Raw genomic sequence first — 17,938 nt, 5'->3', positions numbered from 1 at the left:
TCACGAATTCTTAGGGAAAGTATAACAGACTCCCCTCTCCGCCTCAAGAAGGCCGCGCCCCTGCGGGCGAGCTACAAGCACTCCTCCCTCGTGGTGATTGTCGAGCCGGCGAACCAGTCGGTTGCGGGATCGTTCAAATCGACACCGCTGGGATCTTTGAGTTCCAGTGTGCCCCCAACGAAACCGAACGGGGACGGGCCGCCCTCTGCCGTCGGCTCGAACCCAAGCGTCATCACCACGTTCGCTCCCGCAGCAAAATCAACGCCGCAGACGGTCTCGTCTGTCGAGCCGTCCCCGTCGTCGTCACTACCGTTGCTACAATCGGAAGTGATACAGTCGTTACAAATTGCACCGTCGAGCTCGTCTATTAGGCCGTCCCCGTCGTTGTCAACAACGTCGGTGCAATTAGAAGTGACGCAATCGTCACAAGCGGTCTCGTCCGTCAAGCCGTCCCCGTCGTCGTCAATACCGTTGCTACAATCGGCCTCGTCTATGAGGGTATCCCCGTCGTCGTCGCTGTCGTTGATACAATCGAACTCGTCTATGAGGATATCCCCGTCGTCGTCAATACCGTTGCTACAATCGGCCTCGTCTGTCGAGCCATCGCCGTCGTCGTCAATACCGTTGTTACAATCGAACTCGTCTATGAAGATATCCCCGTCGTCGTCAATAAAGTTGGTACAATCGGCCTCGTCTATGAGGGTATCCCCGTCGTCGTCGATGCCGTTGACACAATCGAACTCGTCTATGAAGGTATCCCCGTCGTCGTCGATGTCGTTGGCGCAATCGATGTCGGCGCAATCGGCGCAATCGGCGCAATCGACGCAATCGGCGCAATCGGCACAATCGCCGCAAGCCGGGACCCGGCGCGTTAGGCTCACGAGGAGCTTGCCTTCCTCTGTCGTGCTGTCCACCTGAAACTCCGTGCAGTCTCCATAACAGACGGCATCGTCAAAAACCGAGCCTTCGCTTCTCCCCCCATACTGCAAGATGGTCGCATCGTACTGAAGGTGGAAGGCAATGCTGTATACGCTCTTCGTGAGCGGGCCGTAGACCACGACGTCAAAGGCAGGTTCGATATCGGTGGAAACGCCTCCGTCTCGAACGTTGGGACTGTAGACCAGAGCCACCGTGCCCGGTGGCGGATCGAGGGGAAGACCGGGATCGTCGGTGACATCGGACGCGATGAACAGGCAATTCGGGTCGGCCACGCGCTTTCCCTCCATGCACGAGAGGAGACCTCCCACAAGAAGGAGCGCGAACGCCGCAACGGCCGCCGGGAAAACAACGAAACGCCGAGCGCGATCAAGCATCCTGTTATCCTACCGGGCTGCCACGAACCGAGTCAAGGCGCGGGGCCAAGCAAGCCTTGCAAATTATCGCCGTTCGGGCAATACTTGTAACTGCGTATGAACCTTAGCAATTTTCTGCGTGACGACGACCTGAGCCGCGAGGGCTTCTTTGAGCTTTTCGAGCTTGCCGCGGAGGTCAAGCGCACGCCGGGGAAATTCCGCGCGGCGCTTGAGGGGCGGACGCTCGCCATGATCTTCCAGAAGCCCTCGACGCGGACGCGCGTCTCCTTCGAGGCGGGGATGGCGCAGCTCGGCGGGCATGCCCTGTACCTCAACCCGCGCGACCTCCAGCTCGGCCGCGGCGAGACCATACCGGACATGGCGCGGGTGCTTTCGCGCTACGTGGACGCGGCCATGGCCCGGGTCTTCGCCCAGGAGGACGTCGAGACGCTGGCCGAGGCCGCGAGCGTCCCCGTCGTGAACGGCCTCTCCGACCTGCTGCACCCCTGCCAGGCGCTCGCGGACTTCTTCACGCTGCGCGAAAAGCTCAATAAACTCGAAGGGCTGCGGGTCTGCTACGTGGGAGACGGAAACAACGTCGCGCACTCCCTCATGCTCGCGGGCGCCATCCTGGGCGCGGACGTGGCGGTCGCCTGCCCCGAAGGCTACGAGCCCGACGCCGACATCGTCAAGCGCGCCGGGGAGCTCGGCGCCGCCCCTTCGAGCCCCGACTCGAGCCGGGGACTCAGGATCACGCACCGCGTCGCGGAGGCCGTCTCGGAAGCGAACGTCGTCTACACCGACGTCTGGGCCTCGATGGGCCAGGAAGCGGAACACGAGGAGCGCCTAAAAATTTTCAAAGACTACAGCGTCACGCCCGACTTGATGCGGAAGGCCAAGAAAGGCGCGCTCTTCATGCACTGCCTGCCGGCGCACCGGGGCGAGGAGGTCGTGGACGAGGTCATCGACTCCGACGCGTCCATCGTCTGGGACCAGGCCGAGAACCGCCTCCACACGGAGAAGGCGCTCCTGCTGAAGCTGCTCGGTGCCGCCTGAGGCCGTGCAAAAAATCATGAGCCCCCGACCGCAAGCTGCACGCGGCACCCGATAAGAAATGAGCGCCCGCTTTCCGGCTTCCCTTGTCCTCTGCTGCTTGCTGGCCACGTTGCTGGGCGCCTCCAACTGTGCGCAGCGCGCCGAGAGAAACGCCCTCGCCAAGCCCGCGGCAAAGCCCCTGGCGCGCCTCGCCTCGGGCAAGATTCTTTCGCTCGAAGTGCGCCGCACGCCCGATGAGCGGGCGCTCGGGCTGATGTTCAGAGAAAATCTCTCCGAGGAGGAAGGCATGCTCTTCGTCTTCCCCGAGGACGGCCTCCATGCGTTCTGGATGAAGAACATGCGCTTCTCCATCGACATCCTCTGGCTCGATGCGCGCGGCGTGGTGGTGCACGCCGAGGAGAGCGTTCCGCCCTGTCCCGACGCGGGCGCCGGGCCCTGCCCTTCCTACGCGCCGCCCCGAGAGGCGCGCTACGTGCTTGAAATCCCCGCGGGCGCCGCCGCCCGAAACGCCCTGCGCGTGGGCTCGCACATCGCCCTCGAAAATCTTTCCGGAACCCCCTCTTGAGCCGAGGCGTTTTAAAGCCATGCCTTCCATACCATGTCTATGTCGTGAACTGGCGCTCCTGCTGGTGCTGAGCGCGGCGGTCGCGGGGCTCTATAACGCCACGGCCGAGGAGCCGCTTGCGTGGATCGCCAAGGAGCGCGTTCTGGAGGAGGCCGACATTTCGCGCTTTCTCGAAGAAGACGCCCCCCCCTACGACCCCCTGGCGGGCAAGGAGCCGCCTCCCGCGGCCGGGCCGAGCGCGCCGCAGCGCGTTACGCTCGAGCAGGCCCATGCGCTTTTCGCCGCACAGAAGGCGGTCTTCGTGGACGCCCGCGAGGCCCATGAATACGAGAGCGGCCATATCGCAGGCGCCCTGAACATCCCCGAGGAGCACTGGGAAGACTACGGCCATCTTTTTGAAAAGCTGGAGGGCCGCCCCATCGTGGTCTACTGCGGCGGCGCCGAATGCAAGGCGAGCATCCACCTGGGCGACAGCCTGTCGGAGTTCGGCTATGCGCCCGTCTACGTCTTCTTCGGGGGGTGGCAGGAATGGCTGGCGGCGGGACATCCGACGGAAGGAGCTGTCGAATGAGCTCCTGGCTGGACTGCAAGTGGCTTCACCTGGCATGCCGCGTCGTGCTCGCCTGCGTTTTCGTGTACGCGAGCCTTCATAAAATTTCCGACCCAGCCGCCTTCGCCCAAAACATTCAAAACTACCGTATGATGCCGCTATGGAGCACGAATCTGCTTGCGATCTATCTCCCCTGGCTTGAGCTTCTGGCGGGGATTTTCCTCCTGGTCGGATTCTGGATCCGGGCGAGCGCGGTGGCGCTTGCGGGGCTTTCTGGGCTCTTTATCGTCGGCCTGACGCAGGCCGTCGTACGTGGCATCGAACTCCACTGCGGCTGTTTTTCGAGCGCGGGCGAGGCGTCCGGGACGGGTGAAATGCTTCTTCACATCGCAGGAAACGCCGGGCTGCTCGCCATGGGCGCGCTCTTGGTGGCGCGGACGCGCTCCGCGCCCGAAGGCTGATCCCGCCCTCCGGGCGGGGCGGGGCGCGGCACGGCACTTGCATTTGCCCCGCTTGTTGTGTTACATGTTGACTTGTTTTACTCAAGAAAATGCAGGAGGCTAACATGAAAAAATACCTCTGGCTGGTGTGGATTGCAGGGTGCGTTATGATTTCCTCGCCGCTTTCTTCGTTCGCCCAGGAAGAAGCAAAGCCGCAGATGAAAATTCCCGTCCGGGAATACAACAAGGGCGTGGTGCAGAAGGGCGAGAAAGTGAAGTACGACTTCGTCGTCAAGAACGTCGGCAACGCTACGCTTAATCTTCTCCAGGTGCGCCCGGCGTGCGGTTGCACGGTGGCAGAGTTCGACAAGGAAGTCGCGCCGGGCGAAGAGGGAAAAATTTCCGCCGCCGTCGACACGAAAGGCTTCTCCTACGGCCAGCAGGTCAAAACGATCAGCGTCAAAACCGACGACCCGGTCGAGCCGAGCGTTTCGCTCCGCATAAGTGTGGTTGTCTCGGCCTACATCCGGGTGCTTCCCAACGACAGGGCTGTCTTCAGTGCCCGCAAGGGCTACGGCGACGAGAAGAAGCTCGTCCTACACGCCGAGGACGACAAGGAAGAACCCTTCGAGGTCAAGTCCGCCGTCTCGGACACCGAATACATAGAGGTGTCATACGAAAAAGTGAAGGAGCATGCCGTTCAGGTGGAGCCGAGCGTCATCGCCCGCCGGGGCGATTACATCCTTACGGTCAAGCTTTCTCCCGAAACGCCAGTAGGATACATCACGGGGCGCAGCATCATCGTCAAGACCACGCATGCGAAAATGCCCGAAGTCAAGATCAGCCTTTCGGTGCGCGTGACGGCTCCTCCCACGGAGGACGCGGCGTCAAATGCCAAAACACCCTCCTCGCAGGCCAAACCGGACCAGCAGGCCAAACCGGACCAGCAGGCCAAACCGCCATTGCAGGTCAACCCGTACCCGCAGGCAAAACCGCAATAACCAGCCTAAAATTCCCGGAAAAGGCCTTATGCGGGTCTTTCGCAATTTTCCCAATTTCCGTGAAAATTGCGGAAGAGGTTCCGACCTGAAAATTCCCACGCCGCCCGCGCACCGAAGCATGGCGAGAATCACGCTCGGCGCCGCGGCCTTTCTTGGCCTCGTCGGCGCCGCAGCGACGGCGGCGCTTTCTCCCAAAGCGGGGGACGCCGCGGCTAACCCGCCCGCCGACCGGCAGGCGGGGCCGCCCGGGAACCGGCTGGAAAAAGACCTGCTCGCCCTCCCGCCCAAGGTCTACGTTCCGGAATGGGAATGGAGCGCGGGAACGTTGCTCAAGGAGCAGCAGACGCTCTTGACGCACACCTTTCGTCTCGAAAACCACGGCGACGGCCTTCTGGAAATCTTCTCCATCCATCCATCCAGTCTCGTGGAAACGTTCGACGTCTTCGCCATGCCCGGCGGCGCGGCATCGGTCCGCGTTCGCCTGCCCTTTCCGCAGCTCCCCTACGGACCGTTCCTCAAAACGTTCACCGTCCTCACGAACGACCCCGAGCGTCCCAAGCATCTCCTGCGCGTGAGGGGGATAAAGCACACCCTTCTTCAAACGTTTCCGGAATGGACGGCGGTGCGCATCGACACCTTCCGCGGCTACGTCAAGAAGCGGCGGTTCGTGCTGCACTCGGAGCACGCCGCGCCGCTTAAAATTTACGAGGCCGCGTGCTCAACCCCCCATCTCCAGATCGACCTCGAAAAAGCGGCCAACCCGAAGCACGTCGAAACGGAGCTGCCGCAAGACCCGAAAACGTGGGCGCGCCGGGGCGATATCATCATGACCCTCAGCTCCGCACCCGACGCCCCGGTGGGCGTCTACAACCAGGAAAAGATTACGCTTCGGACCAACCTGGAGCTCCTCCCGGAGCACACGCTCGATGTTTCGCTTCTCGTGAAGGAAATGCCCGAGCTCCTTGGGAAACAGCTTTAGGAGCGCGGCGAGCTGAGGTAATCCTCCTTTATCCCCTCGCGAAAGCCGGGGCTATTCCTCCCTCCCCGGCGATTCCGGCCACTATACTAGGAAACGACGATGCTGATGGACGAATCCGTTGCCGTCGTAGTGCAATCGTCGGTCACCGTCAGCGTCACGGAATACGTGCCTGGGCTCACATAGGTGTGCGTGGGATTCTGGGTGTTTGCGGTGTTGCCGTCTCCGAAAGTCCAGCTATACGACGTATCTACAATACCAATACCGCCTGTCGCTAAGCCCGTAAAGTTAAAGACCGTTCCTCCAACATCAGGAGTATTGGTTACTTGCGAATTCCCCGTCAGGGGAAGTACGCTCGCCGCAACCATAACCACCGGGTCCACCAGGACCGTCTTGCTGCTTGATTTCGAGCACCCGCCCGCGTCCGTCACCGTCACCGTGTACGTCGTCGTCGCCGTCGGGTTCTTGGTGATCACCTGCGTATTATCCCCAGTGTTCCACAGGATCACGTAAATTTCACTTTCCTCATCGACCAAGCCGTCCGCGTCGTCGTCAATACTGTTGGTGCAATCGGTCTCGTCTATGGAGCTGTCCCCGTCGTCGTCGATGCCGTTGGTGCAATCGATGTCGGCACAGTCATCACACGCTGCAGTCCCTCCCGATGTATTCGCGGTGAGCGTCACAGGATTGCCCGAACAGACCGCCGCTGAGTCCGAAGCAACGTTGACACTAGGACAGAGCGGCATAATCGGCGGGCCCGCTATCTCGTCGGTGGTGCACGCCCAATAGCCCAACAGGGCCCCCGATATCAAAAGGCTAAACGCGAGGGTCTTTTTCATGACGGAATCTCCTTATTACTAACAAGACGTCTTGCTGTCTCCGAAATCTGCAAAGTGAATTTCGATGAGGCCGACCGCCGAAACCTGATCCCCGGCGCCCATCTGGTCTTTTCCCCAGAACGTGCACTGAGCCGTAACGACAATGATTCCCTCTCCGAATCCAAAAGCAAGGTCACTAACGGGGGGAGCTTCCTTGGTCTCGTGGCGCACAATGACGAAGTTAATGGAAGCGTTGCCTCCAGCGGGAACCACAAGCTGGAGCTGTCCTTGGAAAGACTCCGGAACGGTCGTGCCGGGCTCGGAAGGGTTGCCGTCCACGCGGAAATAGTCCACCCGGTAATCCGTCACCACAACGTCGGTGTAGCCGACAGTGCCGGGGGATGCATCCGGGCTTTTAAGCTCGGCTGCCAGGGTAACCGTGGCGTTGTCGTTGCATATCGAACCGGTCGAAATCTGCTGGTCGGAGAAGATAACATCGCCGTCATCCCCGACTATTTGCTTGACGTAGAGGATGGTGTCGGACTCCCCCACATCCTCCAGCTCGTTTCCGCAGCCCGCCAGAAACACCGTTCCGACAAGCACCGCCGCCAATCCCAAGACGCACCAATAGCCCCAGAGGGAACGAAAGCCCGAAAACACCACAGACGTTCTCATCATGCCGCTACTCCTTTTTTGATTCCAAAATGCACATTGCGTGCCATAGTTACAATGTTTTTTCCTTCTTTTGAACTCCTTGTCACCAATAACTTTTTTCTCCTGAAACCTCCGCAATTTTTCCGTTCATAATAAATTTAGTCTTCATGTGTTACTTTTAGAAACACTCAATCTACGTTTGGATCTTCTGGATTCGGGGCGTGATAAAGATCAAAAGCTCGTTGTTCCGGACCTCGCGGCTTTTGTTACGGAAAAGCCATCCGACTAAGGGGATCTTGTGAAAGCCGGGCACCTTCGAGACGTTCCTGTTTTTCGTCACCTGGAACACGCCGCCGATGACCGCCGTTCCGCCGTCGTTGACCAAAACAAGCGTCTGGGCTCTGCGGGTAACGAGAGGCGGAAGGCCCGTGCCGGGGTCGGGCCCCGGCTCGATCTTGTTCACCTTGATGTCCATGATGATCGTGTCTTCGGCCGTAATCTGCGGCGTCACGTCGAGCTTGAGCATGGCCTGCTGGAAGTTCACGTTGACCTGCAGGTCCGTGGTCGTGAGATACGGAATCTGGACGCCGCTTTCGATGGAGGCCTGCTGGTTGTTCATCGTGACGACGCGCGGCGCCGAGAGCACCTTGCCCTGTCCCTCGCGCTCCATCGCGGCAAGCTGCACGTCCAGGGTGAAAGTGTCCAGGATGTTTCCGAGCGACAAATCGAGGAAGCTGAAGCCCCCGGCGATGGGCAGAACCACCGCATAGTCTCCGTGGATTCGGTGTGGAAACTCCAGGTTGGTCGCCGTGCCGTGCTCCTGGTCGGCCCGCGCGCTCGTGCTCCACTGGACGCCCATCGCCTTGACGTAATCCTTGGTGGTCTCGACGATTCGCGCCTCAATCTCCACCTGCGGCGTGGCCACGTCGAGCGTCTCGACGAGACGCTCGATCAGCTCGACGCGGTCGGGAATGTCCTGAATAAACAGGGTATTCGTGCGCTTGTCATCGAAGATCTGCCCTTTCTTGGAAAGGAGCTTTCCCGCTGTAACGATTGATTTGATATCGCTGCTCTTGGCGTAGCTCAGGCGCTTCATGCGGGTCACCGCATCCGCCGCAAGTTCCTGCTCCTCCTTGAGCTTGCGCCGGTTGGACTCCTCCTGCGCCAGCCGATCCAGCGGTGCGATGAAGACCACGTTTCGATCAAGCACCTTGCCTAGCCCTTCGTTCTTGAGGATGATGTCAAGGCACTGATCCCACGGCACGTCGCGCAGGATGATGGTAATCTTTCCCGAGACCGACTTGTCGAGAACGAAATTGAGGCCCGTCATGTCGTGGAAAAGACGGAAAATGTCCTTAATGTCCGCATCCTTGAGATCGAGTGTAATGGGCTCGCCCCTGTATTCCAGCTCGCCCCCAATTGTCGCCGCCTCGAAGTCTACCGCGGGCTCCCATTCGATGGCCGGTGCCCTGGCAACAACCGGTTCGGGAGCGGCCAGCGCCCTGGCAACAACCGGCTCGGGAGCAACCGGCGCCTCGGCAACAACCGGCTCGGGAACAGCCGGCGCCTCGATGGCAACCGGCTCGGGAACGGCAGGCGCCTCGGTGGCAACCGGCTCGGGAACGGCAGGCGCCTCGGCAACAACCGGCTCGGGCGGCTCCTCGGCAACAACCGGCTCGGGAGCGGCAGGCGCCTCGGTGGCAACCGGCTTAGGAGCGGCAAGCGCCTCAGCAGCGGCGACCTGACTTCCAAGCAGCACCGCCAGACCTTCCTCCTGCTCCACGACCCGATAGGCCACCAGCATGTGAAGGTCAAGCACCACCCGGGCCACTGCCTGCGGCACCGCGCGGAACTGCGAAACGCGCACACGCTGAACGTAGGGATGGCGGTCGGTCGGAATCCTCCGATAGCCCTTTGCATACGTGACGTCCATGACATCCACCACCAGGCGGTCCGGGGCTTCCAGCGCGAACGCCTGATAGGAAAACGCTCCATCGCCCCGAAGCACAATCACATCGTCCTGCACGCGAACCCCTTCGAGGACGGTGGCCGGCTCGCGCGGGACCATCTCAGCAACGGCCTCGGCTTCCGGCTCCGGCAATTCCTCCGCTTCCAGCGCCGGAGGCGGCACCGCAGGCACGGATTCTTCCTCGGCCACCTCCGGTACACCCTCCCCTTCGCCGCCAAAGTCCAGGTAGAGACTGGTTTCCTGCATCCAATGGGAGTGCGTCGTGCCCGGCGTGAGGGCTATCGTTATCTTTGTTTTCACGTTCTCCGTGCCGGGCTGGAACACCTCGAATTGGATGGCACTCACCTCGCCGGTGCTGATGCTCTGGGGACTGGCAAAACGGGAGGAGTCCACGCCGGGAAGCTCGAGCACCAACTCCTCGGGCGAGACGCGATAGAGGGTGTAGAAAAAGGGCTTGTCGGCGCCGAAGGCCAAATGCGTTTCTCCCGGCTCGGCATAATGGTCAAAGTGGACGAGCTCGACCGGCGCACCCTCGCCGGCGATGAGGAATGAGCACAACACAAACAAGAAAGCGGATAGCACAAAACGATGCTTCATCGGGTCGATTCCTCCTGTGTCGGATAAAGCTGGCGCACAACCTCTCGGTAGGGTTTGATGGCCAGGGGGTCAGTGATGTCCTGGCGAAAGATGACTTCCTGGTTTTCCAAATCAATGAAGAGGACGTTTCCGTCCCGCAGGCGGTCGCCCTCCTTAAGCCAATAGCCCCGGGCGTCGCTTCCCATCACCATCACGCGCCTCGTTCCGTCGGGGTATTGAATAAGGCCCACGACCTCCAGTTCCTGGATGCGCATGGCGGCGATGCCGTACTGCGGTTCACCTCCCGTGGAAATATCCGCTGTAGGCACTTCGCTCGGTGACAAAAAGGGGTCGCGGCGGTCGCCAGCCTGATAGCTATAGCCCTTGGGGGTAATTAATTCCGTCTGGGCCTGAATCCTCTTCAGACGCTCCGCCGCGGCCTGGTCAGGGTCCGGAGGAACCGCTTCCTCCGGAGGGGCGGCTTCTTCCGAAGGAGCCGCTTCTTCCGAAGGAGCCAACGGCGCGGCTTCGGCTGTGGCCGGCGGCGCCTGCTCCGGTCCGCGGGTAATGCTCCTGACATGCTGGGTCGCCCCGGCGACGTCTCCCGCTCCCGGCGGCCCCTCTTCCTGGGCAACGCCCCATACACCCACTCCCACGAGGCCGACGAGAAGACCCAGCGTTTGCCATCCCTTGCGACAACTCGAAATCTCCGAAAAAATCACAGCTGTCTCTCTCTTGAGGTTTCGACTCATACCTTTATCCCTGATAAACATAGGTGCTTGCGGTGTAGCTGGCCTCGACGGTGATGTTTGGCCCGCTTCCCCTCCCTTTGGCGCGCCTTATATTCAGACCGGCTACGTTGACGATGCGCTCCATTTTGGAGAGCTTATCGAAAAACATCGCAAGGCTGTGGTAGGTTCCCCGCACCTTGAACGCTATGGCGTATTCCGAATAGATACCCTTGTTCGCGAGCGGCTTAGGCGTTAAGGACAGGATCTGGAGGTTGTAGGTGTCGGCGACGCCCTTGATTTTGCTCACAATCACGTCGATTTCGAGCGTTGTCGGAAGAATCTGCACCAGCACGCTCAGGCGCTCCTCAAGCCGCTTGATTTCCGCCTCAAACTCCGGAAGCCGCGCCTCGATGGCGGCGTTTTTGTTGTTCTCGCTGAGAAGCTTGGCAAGCTGGTCATTCTTTCTCTCAATGCTCTTCTGCATGTCCGAGAATTTGTACACATGCGCCACGACGACGAGCGCAATGGCGATAACAACGACGATCAGGATTTGTGCCCAAACCGGCAGGTCTTCCAGCTTCATCGGGGGCTTCCTCTACGAGGCCTCTTCGGCCTCCGCTTCCGGCGTTTGAGTGGGACGGGTCATCTTGAGCGTACAGTCCAGCGCAAAGTTGATTAACCCGCTTCTTTCGTTGGCCGACTTAAGATTTACACCCTTAATATAAGGGGACTCATCAAGGTTGTGGATAAAGTTCGTCATAGCAATCAACGTAAAAGCCTTGGCCTTCAGGCTGAGCGACATGCCAGCCAGCTTCATATCCGCGATCCACACGTAATCGTCCAGTTGTTGGCTCACCTCATCCAGGATGTAGACCGGGGTTTGCTGACTGTTCTTGAGGTCGGAAATGACCTTGATCTTGTTCTCAAGCTGCTGTTTGCTTTCCTCAAAGGCCTTGGCCTTTTTGGCGATTTCCTCGAGGTGCCGTTTTCGCTCTTCCTCTTGAGCGATGTCGTCGTTGAGTTGGGAGATTTGGGACGAAAGACTGTGCCACCTCCCTGCCAAATAAAGCAGCGCCACAACAGCCACTGCCGCGATAATGGGGATTTTAAATTTCTCTAACCCCGCCACCTTTTCGGCGACGCCCACCGCGGGCGCCGCCATCTCCTTGAGGGCTTCCTTCGAGACGCCAAGAAGGTTGATGCGAATCATTGCTAGTAGTCTCCTACGCGGCGCGTGGCAAGCCCCACGGCGACGCTCGAAGCGGGCACGTACTGGGCCAGCCACTCAAAGTCGAATTTCTTGGGATCCACGTACACATGGGCGAAGGGATTGAGGATCTCCACGGGTGCCTTAAGCGTATCGCTCAGGAACTTATCAAGATTCATGACGCGCGCCGCACCGCCGGAAAGGATGACCTTTTCGGGGGGCTTGTCAAGCGTGGATTGGCGGCAGAAGTCCATGGTGCGGGAGACCTCCTTAACCACGTCCTCGTTCACGCTGTTGATGACAGGAACGGCCTGTTCGACGGGAACGCTCGCCTGTGAGGTGTCTCCCTTCTTCACCTGCTCGGCCTGCTCCTCCGTGAGCTGAAGCTCGCGCTGGAGAATCTCGTTGTACTTATTGCCTCCGATGTTGAGGTCACGCCAGAAAACGGAGTTGCTCCCCTCCATGATGTTGACGTTTGTCACGCTGGCTCCCACATCCACAAGCACCGTGGGCACGTCCTCGACCGCGTGGTTTATCTCGTAGCAGTTCTGCAGGGCGAACACGTCCGCGTCCACCACCATGGGCGTCAGGCCCGCCTGGCTAACCACGCTCACGTAGTCGTTCACCTTGTCTTTTTTGGCCGCCACGAGGAGAACGTCCATGTTCTCCCCTTCCTCGACGACCTTCTTCTCCATGATGCGGAAGTCAAAGTTCACGTCGTCAATCCCGAACGGCAGGTACTGCTCGGCCTCGAGATTGATGGACTCGGCGAGCTCCTCGTAGGACATCGGGGGAAGCGAGATGCGCTTGATCGTCACGGCGGAGCCGGAGACGTTGATGGCCACCTGGCGGGCCTTGATTTTTCGCACTTCGAAAATCTTCTGGACGGCCTCGATAACCAGAGAGGCGTCCAGGATGGAGCCGTCCACAATGGCTTCGGGAGGGATATGCTCGACGCCGAAATTGACGAGCTTGTAGCCGCGCCCTTTCCTGAGCTCTTCGAGCTCAGCCACCTTTATGGCGCTGCTACCTATATCAAGGCCTACAAGGTCTTTCTTTGCACCAAATCCAAATAGTGCCATTTTACCCCCGCGCCTCAACTGCAGTTAGGCTAAAACAGTTAAAGCAATGCATGAGCTTATCAGAAAAAAACCTGATTGTCAAGGGAAATTTTGCTTTTTTTACCAAGGCCAAAATTCCTCAAATTACCGCTTGTTTTTCTCTCTGTTATGCCACTCATGGGCAAGGGCCATTATAGGCGCTCCTGACGCGAAATGCAAGAAGCTGTGTAGAAATTGTTGAAAACCCCCCGGCGGGGACGATCCCCCCCCTAGAAACGGCCCCCTATGCGAGGGCGCCGCTTCGCCAGTCCTTGAGCATCTCCTGGGCGGCCAGGCGCCCCGGCTCTCCCATGATGCCGCCCCCGGGATGGACGCCGGAGCCGCACATGTAGAGATTCTTCACAGGCATCCGGTACTGGGCCCAGCCGGGCACGGGGCGAAGCATGAAGAGTTGATCCGGGGTAATCTCGCCATGGAAGATGTTGCCCTCCGTGAGGCCGAATTCCTGCTCCAGGTCCCACGGCGTGATGACCTGGCGGTGAATAATGCGGTCCCGAATGTTGGGCGCGTGCTCGCACAGGGTGTCGACAATCGCGTCCCCCAGCGCCTCGCGCTGCTCTTCCCAGTTGCTGTCCTTGAGGTCGTAGGAAGCGTACATGAAGGCGGCGGACAGCACATGCTTGCCCGGCGGCGCCGCCGAGGGATCCACCAGCGAAGGGATTACGACCTCCATCATGGGCCGCCGGGAGAACCACCCGTACTTGGCCTCGTCGTAGGCGCGCTCCAGGTACTCGGTGCTCGGGGCAAACATCATGGACCCCCGCAGGTGCGGGCCGTCGCCCGGCATGCAGGTGAAATCGGGAAGCCCGTCCAGGGCCAGATTGACCTTGCCGCAGCAGCCCCGCATGTTGATCCTTCGAATGTCTTCCAGAAACTCCTCCGGCACGTCCCCGGGGTCCACCATCTTCAAGAACGTGAGCTTCGGGTCCACGCCCGAGGCGACCGTCTTCGAGAGAATCTCCTCGCCGTCCTCCAGCACCACGCCGACCGCCTTGCCCTTCTTGACCAGAATCTTCGAGACGGGCGCCTCCGTGCGAATCTCGGCGCCGAAGCTCCTCGCCGACGAGGCTATGGACTCGCTCACGGTCCCCATGCCTCCGCGTGGGAGGCCCCACACGCCGACGTCCTCGTCTACTTCCCCCATGAAGTGGTGAAGGAGCACGTAGGCCGTCCCGGGAGAGCGGATGCCAAGGAACGTGCCGCTGGCTCCGGCGCAGGACGCTTGGGCCTTAATAACGTCCGATTCGAAAAACATCTCGGCAAACGCGAGCGAGCTCATGGACATGAGCTTGGCGAAGGAGAAGGATTGCTTTCCGAGCTTCCAGAAGCGCTTTCCGAGATCCAGGAACTTGAGGAGATCGCGGGGACGACGCGACGTCGGATCGGGAGGAACCATGGAAAGGATCGGATGGACGAACTCCGCAAGGTCCGACAGGAGCTCCTGGTATTTCGGAAAGGCTTCGGCGTCACGCTTGGAAAAGCGGCTTATCTCCCTGTAGTTTTGCTCATCGTCCTCCGTGAGCATGATGTGATCCCCGTTCAGCAGCGGAGTAAAGCTGCAGGTCTGGGGGATGATGTCGTAGCCGTACTTTTCAAGCTTCAGCTCCCGGACGATCCTGGGCCGCATCATGCTCACCACGTACGCCAAAACGGAATACCTGAAGCCGGGAAAAATCTCGTCCGTCACCGCGCACCCTCCCACGAGGTGCCTCCGTTCGAGGACCAGGACCTTTTTCCCGCCCTTCGCCAGGTAGGCGGCGGCCACGAGGCCGTTGTGACCTCCCCCCACGATGATGGCGTCGTATTTTTTAGCCATCCTCCTCAGATCACGCCGCTCCCAAAGTCCTTGAGAATCATCTGTGCGGCGTTCCGGCCCGGCATGGCCGTGATGCCGCCTCCGGGGTGCGTGCTCGCCCCGCACATGTAAAGGTTATCAATCGGCATGCGGTAGCGCGCCCAGCCCGGAACGGGGCGCATGAACAGGAGCTGCTCGAGCCGGACCTCTCCATGCTCGTTGTCCCCCCGGGTGAGGCCGTAGTTTCTCTCCAGGTCGAGCGGCGTCAGAACCTGGCGATGCAGGATGAGTTTCTTGAGGTTGGGGGCGTACTTGGCAAAGCCGTCGATGACCAGGTCTCCCAGCTCCTCGCGCCGGTCGTCCCAGTTTCCTTCCTTGAGATCGTACGGGACGTAGTAGACGAAGACGGACGCGACATGCTTGCCCTCGGGAGCGACGCTCGGGTCGCTGAGCGAGAGGATGTTCATCTCGTAGAAGGGCGCCTTCGGGAAGCGGCCGTACTTGGCGTCGTCGAAAGCGCGCTCCCAGTACTCCATGCTGGGAGTCCCCACGATGTACCCCCTCATGTGCGGGCCGTTTCCAGGAAGGCACGTGAATTCCGGAAGCCCGTCCAGGGCCAGGTTTATCTTGGCCGAAATGCCGGTCATCTTGAAATTGCGGATGTTCCACAAGAACTTGGGGTCGAGCCAGGCGGGATCGATCAGTTTCAGGAAGGTCCGGTGCGCATCGGTGGCCGAGACGACGATTTTTCCGGAAATCTCCTCGCCGCTCTCCAGCACCACGCCGGTCGCCGTGTCGTTTCGGACGACAATCTTCGCAACGGGCGCCTCCGTGCGGATCTCGGCGCCGTAGCCCTTTGCCGCGCTTGCGATGGCGTTGCTCACCGAGCCCATGCCCCCGCGCGGATAGCCCGAGCCGGGATCGCCCGAGTGGTAATGCAGCAGGAAGTAGGCCGTGCCCGGGGATTTCGGCCCCAGCAGGGGGGCGAGGAGGCAGTTGGTGAGCGTCGCCTTCAAAACGTCCGTCTCGAACCACTCGTCCAGGTAATCCTCGATGCTCATGGACGTGAGCCGCATGAGCTCGTACATGTCCTTCTCTCCGAGCCTGCGGAAGCGAATCAGCGGGGCCAGCATCTCCCGCATGGAGGAGAATCCGGTCGCTGTGATGTCCGGCGGCGGGGACGCAAGGACGCTGTGAACAAAGCTCCACAGGCGCTGAATCAGAGCGTGGTATTCGGGGTACTTCTCCGCGTCCTTCTTGGAGAATTTCGCTATCTCCTCCTGAGATTTCTTCATATCGTCCGACAAAAAGAAATACCTGCCGTCGGGCATGGGCGTGAACAAGCCCGGGAAGGGAACGATATCCAGGCCGTGCTTCGCGAGCTGCAGGTCTCGGACGACGTCGGGGGACAGCCACTCGCAGATGTAGGCGCACGTGGAGTACTTGAACCCCGGATAAATTTCCTCCGTCACCGCCGTGCCGCCCACGATGGGCTTCGCCTCGAGGACCAGAACCTTCTTTCCGCTCTTTGCAAGGTAGGCCGCGGTCGTGAGGCCGTTGTGGCCTCCTCCCACGACGATGGCATCGTACTGTTTGCTCATGGTTATAGTCTCCCGCTTCTAAAGTCTTTGAGGATTTCCTTTGCGGCGTTTCGGCCCGAAATGCACATGACGCCGCCCCCGGGATGCGTGCTTCCGCTGCAGAGGTAGAGGTTCTTGACGGGCATGCGGTAGCGCGCATAGCCGGGAACGGGGCGCAGGAAAATAAGCTGGTCGAGGGTAATCGCGCCAAGCTCGTTGTCCCCTCTTGTAATCAGGTATTCTTTTTCAATGTCGAGCGGCGTCAGCACGTGGCGGTGCAGGATGGCGCTCTTGATGTTGGGGGCGTACTTGGCCAGGGTGTTGACGACCACGTCTCCCAGTTCCTCGCGCCGGTCTTCCCACTTTCCTTCCTTGAGATCGTACGGGACGTAGTGGGTGTAGATGGACATGACGTGCTTGCCCTTGGGGGCTAGGGTCGGGTCCGTAGTCGAGGGGATGACCACGTCGAGGACGGGCGCCTTCGGGAAGCGGCCGTATTTTGCGTTGTCGAAAGCGCGCTCCATGTACTCGAAGCTGCCGCTAATGACGATATCGCCGCGATGGTGGGGCGCCTCCTTGCCGGGCCTGCAGGTGAAGTCCGGCAACTCGCTCAGTGAGAGGTTGACCTTCGCGGAAAAGCCGTTCATCTTGAAATTGCGCACATGCCACAAAAACTTGGGGTCGAGGTGAGAGGAATCGACCAGCTTGTTAAACGTCCGCTTCACATCGGTGCCCGAGATAACGGCCCTGCCGGAAATCTCCTCGCCGCTTTCCAGCACCACGCTTGTCGCCGTGCCGTTTTGGACCCGAATCTTCGCAACGGGCGCCTCCGTGCGGATCTCGGCTCCGAAGCCCTTTGCGGCGCTTGCGATGGCACCGCTCACGCCGCCCATGCCGCCGTGCGGAAGGCCCGACCACTTACCGCCCCAGTTGGTGTGCAGCAGGAGGTAGGCCGAGCCCGGGGATTTCGGGCCCAAGACCGAGATGATGATGCTTGTGCCGAGAGAGGTCTTCACAACGTCCGATTCGAACCACTCGCCCAGGTAGTCCTCCGCGGTCATGGTCGTGATACGCATGAGCTCGTACATGTCCTTCTCCGAGAGCCTGCGAAAGCGGAGCGCCGGGGCCAGCATCTCCAACATCGAAAAGCCGGCTTCGGTGACGTCCGGCGGCGGGGACTCGAGAATGGGCCAGACAAAGTTCTGCAGGCGGCCGATCAGAGCGGCGTACTCGGGGAGCCTCTCCGCGTCTTTCTTGGAAAATTTCGCGATCTCCTCCTGGGTTTTCGCTTCATCATCGCGCCACAAAAAGAGAGACCTCCCGTCGGGCAGGGGCATGAAACTGCCCGCAAAGGGAGTAACCTTCAGTCCGTGCTTTGCGAGATCCAGGTCGCTGACGGCGGATTCGGAGAGACACGAGCTGACGTAGGCGCACGTGGAGTACTTGAACCCCGGATTAATCTCCTCCGTCACCGCCGCGCCGCCCAGGATGGGCTTCGCCTCGAGGACCAGAACCTTCTTTCCGCTCTTCGCCAGGTAGGCTGCGGCCGTGAGGCCGTTGTGGCCTCCTCCAACTATGACGACGTCGTACTGTTTGCTCATTTTTAG

General features: G+C 60.3%; 16 protein-coding genes and 1 pseudogene. 6 read left to right on the top strand and 11 right to left on the bottom strand.

The genetic code is table 11. From position 1 onward, the window contains the following. Window positions 1-71: 71 nt before the first annotated feature. Window positions 72-1,313: a hypothetical protein gene (locus JSV08_05295; protein UCF79944.1), complete on the bottom strand. Its 1,242-nt coding sequence runs from the start codon at window positions 1,311-1,313 to the stop codon at window positions 72-74. Window positions 1,314-1,409: 96 nt separating this feature from the next. On the opposite strand from JSV08_05295, the gene argF reads away from it, so the two are divergent. The 6 genes from argF (at window position 1,410) to JSV08_05265 (ending at window position 5,883) form a co-directional block, all read left to right on the top strand. Further along, window positions 1,410-2,348 carry an ornithine carbamoyltransferase gene (gene argF, locus JSV08_05290; GenBank protein ID UCF79943.1) on the top strand — a complete coding sequence of 313 codons (939 nt, stop codon included), beginning with the start codon at window positions 1,410-1,412 and terminating at the stop codon, window positions 2,346-2,348. A gap of 58 nt (window positions 2,349-2,406) precedes the next feature. Then, window positions 2,407-2,913, top strand: a complete 507-nt coding sequence (locus JSV08_05285) for a DUF192 domain-containing protein (protein UCF79942.1) — start codon at window positions 2,407-2,409, stop codon at window positions 2,911-2,913. 19 nt (window positions 2,914-2,932) lie between these two features. Further along, on the top strand, window positions 2,933-3,484 hold the full coding sequence (locus JSV08_05280) for a rhodanese-like domain-containing protein (GenBank protein ID UCF79941.1): 552 nt from the start codon (window positions 2,933-2,935) through the stop codon (window positions 3,482-3,484). Continuing rightward, window positions 3,481-3,924: a DoxX family membrane protein gene (locus tag JSV08_05275; GenBank protein ID UCF79940.1), complete on the top strand. Its 444-nt coding sequence runs from the start codon at window positions 3,481-3,483 to the stop codon at window positions 3,922-3,924. The genes JSV08_05280 and JSV08_05275 overlap by 4 nt, the downstream gene beginning before the upstream one ends. A 104-nt stretch (window positions 3,925-4,028) precedes the next feature. After that, complete coding sequence (locus JSV08_05270) at window positions 4,029-4,904, top strand: DUF1573 domain-containing protein (protein ID UCF79939.1); 876 nt, start codon at window positions 4,029-4,031, stop codon at window positions 4,902-4,904. Window positions 4,905-4,932: 28 nt separating this feature from the next. Continuing rightward, the gene (locus tag JSV08_05265) at window positions 4,933-5,883 is read left to right on the top strand and encodes a hypothetical protein (protein ID UCF79938.1); all 951 of its coding nucleotides are present in this window, start codon (window positions 4,933-4,935) and stop codon (window positions 5,881-5,883) included. An 86-nt stretch (window positions 5,884-5,969) separates the two neighbouring features. Here the strand turns inward: JSV08_05265 and JSV08_05260 are convergent, their stop codons facing one another. The 10 genes and pseudogenes from JSV08_05260 to JSV08_05215 all read right to left on the bottom strand — a co-directional run bounded on the left by JSV08_05260 (window position 5,970) and on the right by JSV08_05215 (window position 17,932). Then, on the bottom strand, window positions 5,970-6,719 hold the full coding sequence (locus JSV08_05260; protein UCF79937.1) for a PKD domain-containing protein: 750 nt from the start codon (window positions 6,717-6,719) through the stop codon (window positions 5,970-5,972). 18 nt (window positions 6,720-6,737) lie between these two features. Continuing rightward, window positions 6,738-7,376, bottom strand: a complete 639-nt coding sequence (locus tag JSV08_05255; GenBank protein UCF79936.1) for a hypothetical protein — start codon at window positions 7,374-7,376, stop codon at window positions 6,738-6,740. Window positions 7,377-7,545: 169 nt separating this feature from the next. After that, the gene (pilQ, locus tag JSV08_05250) at window positions 7,546-9,918 is read right to left on the bottom strand and encodes a type IV pilus secretin PilQ (protein UCF79935.1); all 2,373 of its coding nucleotides are present in this window, start codon (window positions 9,916-9,918) and stop codon (window positions 7,546-7,548) included. A 416-nt stretch (window positions 9,919-10,334) separates the two neighbouring features. Beyond that, window positions 10,335-10,448: pseudogene (locus JSV08_05245) on the bottom strand (MspA protein). Between the two features lie 205 nt (window positions 10,449-10,653). Further along, the gene (pilO, locus tag JSV08_05240) at window positions 10,654-11,211 is read right to left on the bottom strand and encodes a type 4a pilus biogenesis protein PilO (protein ID UCF79934.1); all 558 of its coding nucleotides are present in this window, start codon (window positions 11,209-11,211) and stop codon (window positions 10,654-10,656) included. Window positions 11,212-11,223: 12 nt separating this feature from the next. Continuing rightward, a complete protein-coding gene (locus tag JSV08_05235; GenBank protein UCF79933.1) occupies window positions 11,224-11,838 on the bottom strand; it encodes a PilN domain-containing protein in 615 nt (204 codons plus the stop codon). 2 nt (window positions 11,839-11,840) lie between these two features. Continuing rightward, on the bottom strand, window positions 11,841-12,917 hold the full coding sequence (gene pilM, locus JSV08_05230; protein ID UCF79932.1) for a type IV pilus assembly protein PilM: 1,077 nt from the start codon (window positions 12,915-12,917) through the stop codon (window positions 11,841-11,843). A 262-nt stretch (window positions 12,918-13,179) separates the two neighbouring features. Next, on the bottom strand, window positions 13,180-14,772 hold the full coding sequence (locus tag JSV08_05225) for an NAD(P)/FAD-dependent oxidoreductase (protein ID UCF79931.1): 1,593 nt from the start codon (window positions 14,770-14,772) through the stop codon (window positions 13,180-13,182). Window positions 14,773-14,777: 5 nt separating this feature from the next. Continuing rightward, a complete protein-coding gene (locus JSV08_05220) occupies window positions 14,778-16,352 on the bottom strand; it encodes an NAD(P)/FAD-dependent oxidoreductase (GenBank protein ID UCF79930.1) in 1,575 nt (524 codons plus the stop codon). A 2-nt stretch (window positions 16,353-16,354) separates the two neighbouring features. Continuing rightward, entirely contained in the window at window positions 16,355-17,932 is a 1,578-nt protein-coding gene (locus tag JSV08_05215; protein UCF79929.1) for an NAD(P)/FAD-dependent oxidoreductase, read from the bottom strand. Between the last annotated feature and the right edge of the window lie 6 nt (window positions 17,933-17,938).

The organism is Acidobacteriota bacterium, from assembly GCA_020349885.1.
GTDB lineage: Bacteria > Acidobacteriota.
This window is presented reverse-complemented; position numbering and strand designations above follow the sequence as displayed.

Coding starts and splice junctions, on each gene's coding strand:
- JSV08_05295 (UCF79944.1), bottom strand. CDS start 1,313: ATGCTTGATCGCGCTCGGCGTTTCGTTGTTTTCCCGGCGGCCGTTGCG.
- pilQ (UCF79935.1), bottom strand. CDS start 9,918: ATGAAGCATCGTTTTGTGCTATCCGCTTTCTTGTTTGTGTTGTGCTCA.
- pilO (UCF79934.1), bottom strand. CDS start 11,211: ATGAAGCTGGAAGACCTGCCGGTTTGGGCACAAATCCTGATCGTCGTT.
- pilM (UCF79932.1), bottom strand. CDS start 12,917: ATGGCACTATTTGGATTTGGTGCAAAGAAAGACCTTGTAGGCCTTGAT.
- JSV08_05260 (UCF79937.1), bottom strand. CDS start 6,719: ATGAAAAAGACCCTCGCGTTTAGCCTTTTGATATCGGGGGCCCTGTTG.
- JSV08_05280 (UCF79941.1), top strand. CDS start 2,933: ATGCCTTCCATACCATGTCTATGTCGTGAACTGGCGCTCCTGCTGGTG.
- JSV08_05255 (UCF79936.1), bottom strand. CDS start 7,376: ATGATGAGAACGTCTGTGGTGTTTTCGGGCTTTCGTTCCCTCTGGGGC.
- JSV08_05225 (UCF79931.1), bottom strand. CDS start 14,772: ATGGCTAAAAAATACGACGCCATCATCGTGGGGGGAGGTCACAACGGC.
- JSV08_05220 (UCF79930.1), bottom strand. CDS start 16,352: ATGAGCAAACAGTACGATGCCATCGTCGTGGGAGGAGGCCACAACGGC.
- JSV08_05285 (UCF79942.1), top strand. CDS start 2,407: ATGAGCGCCCGCTTTCCGGCTTCCCTTGTCCTCTGCTGCTTGCTGGCC.
- JSV08_05265 (UCF79938.1), top strand. CDS start 4,933: ATGCGGGTCTTTCGCAATTTTCCCAATTTCCGTGAAAATTGCGGAAGA.
- argF (UCF79943.1), top strand. CDS start 1,410: ATGAACCTTAGCAATTTTCTGCGTGACGACGACCTGAGCCGCGAGGGC.
- JSV08_05270 (UCF79939.1), top strand. CDS start 4,029: ATGAAAAAATACCTCTGGCTGGTGTGGATTGCAGGGTGCGTTATGATT.
- JSV08_05215 (UCF79929.1), bottom strand. CDS start 17,932: ATGAGCAAACAGTACGACGTCGTCATAGTTGGAGGAGGCCACAACGGC.
- JSV08_05275 (UCF79940.1), top strand. CDS start 3,481: ATGAGCTCCTGGCTGGACTGCAAGTGGCTTCACCTGGCATGCCGCGTC.
- JSV08_05235 (UCF79933.1), bottom strand. CDS start 11,838: ATGATTCGCATCAACCTTCTTGGCGTCTCGAAGGAAGCCCTCAAGGAG.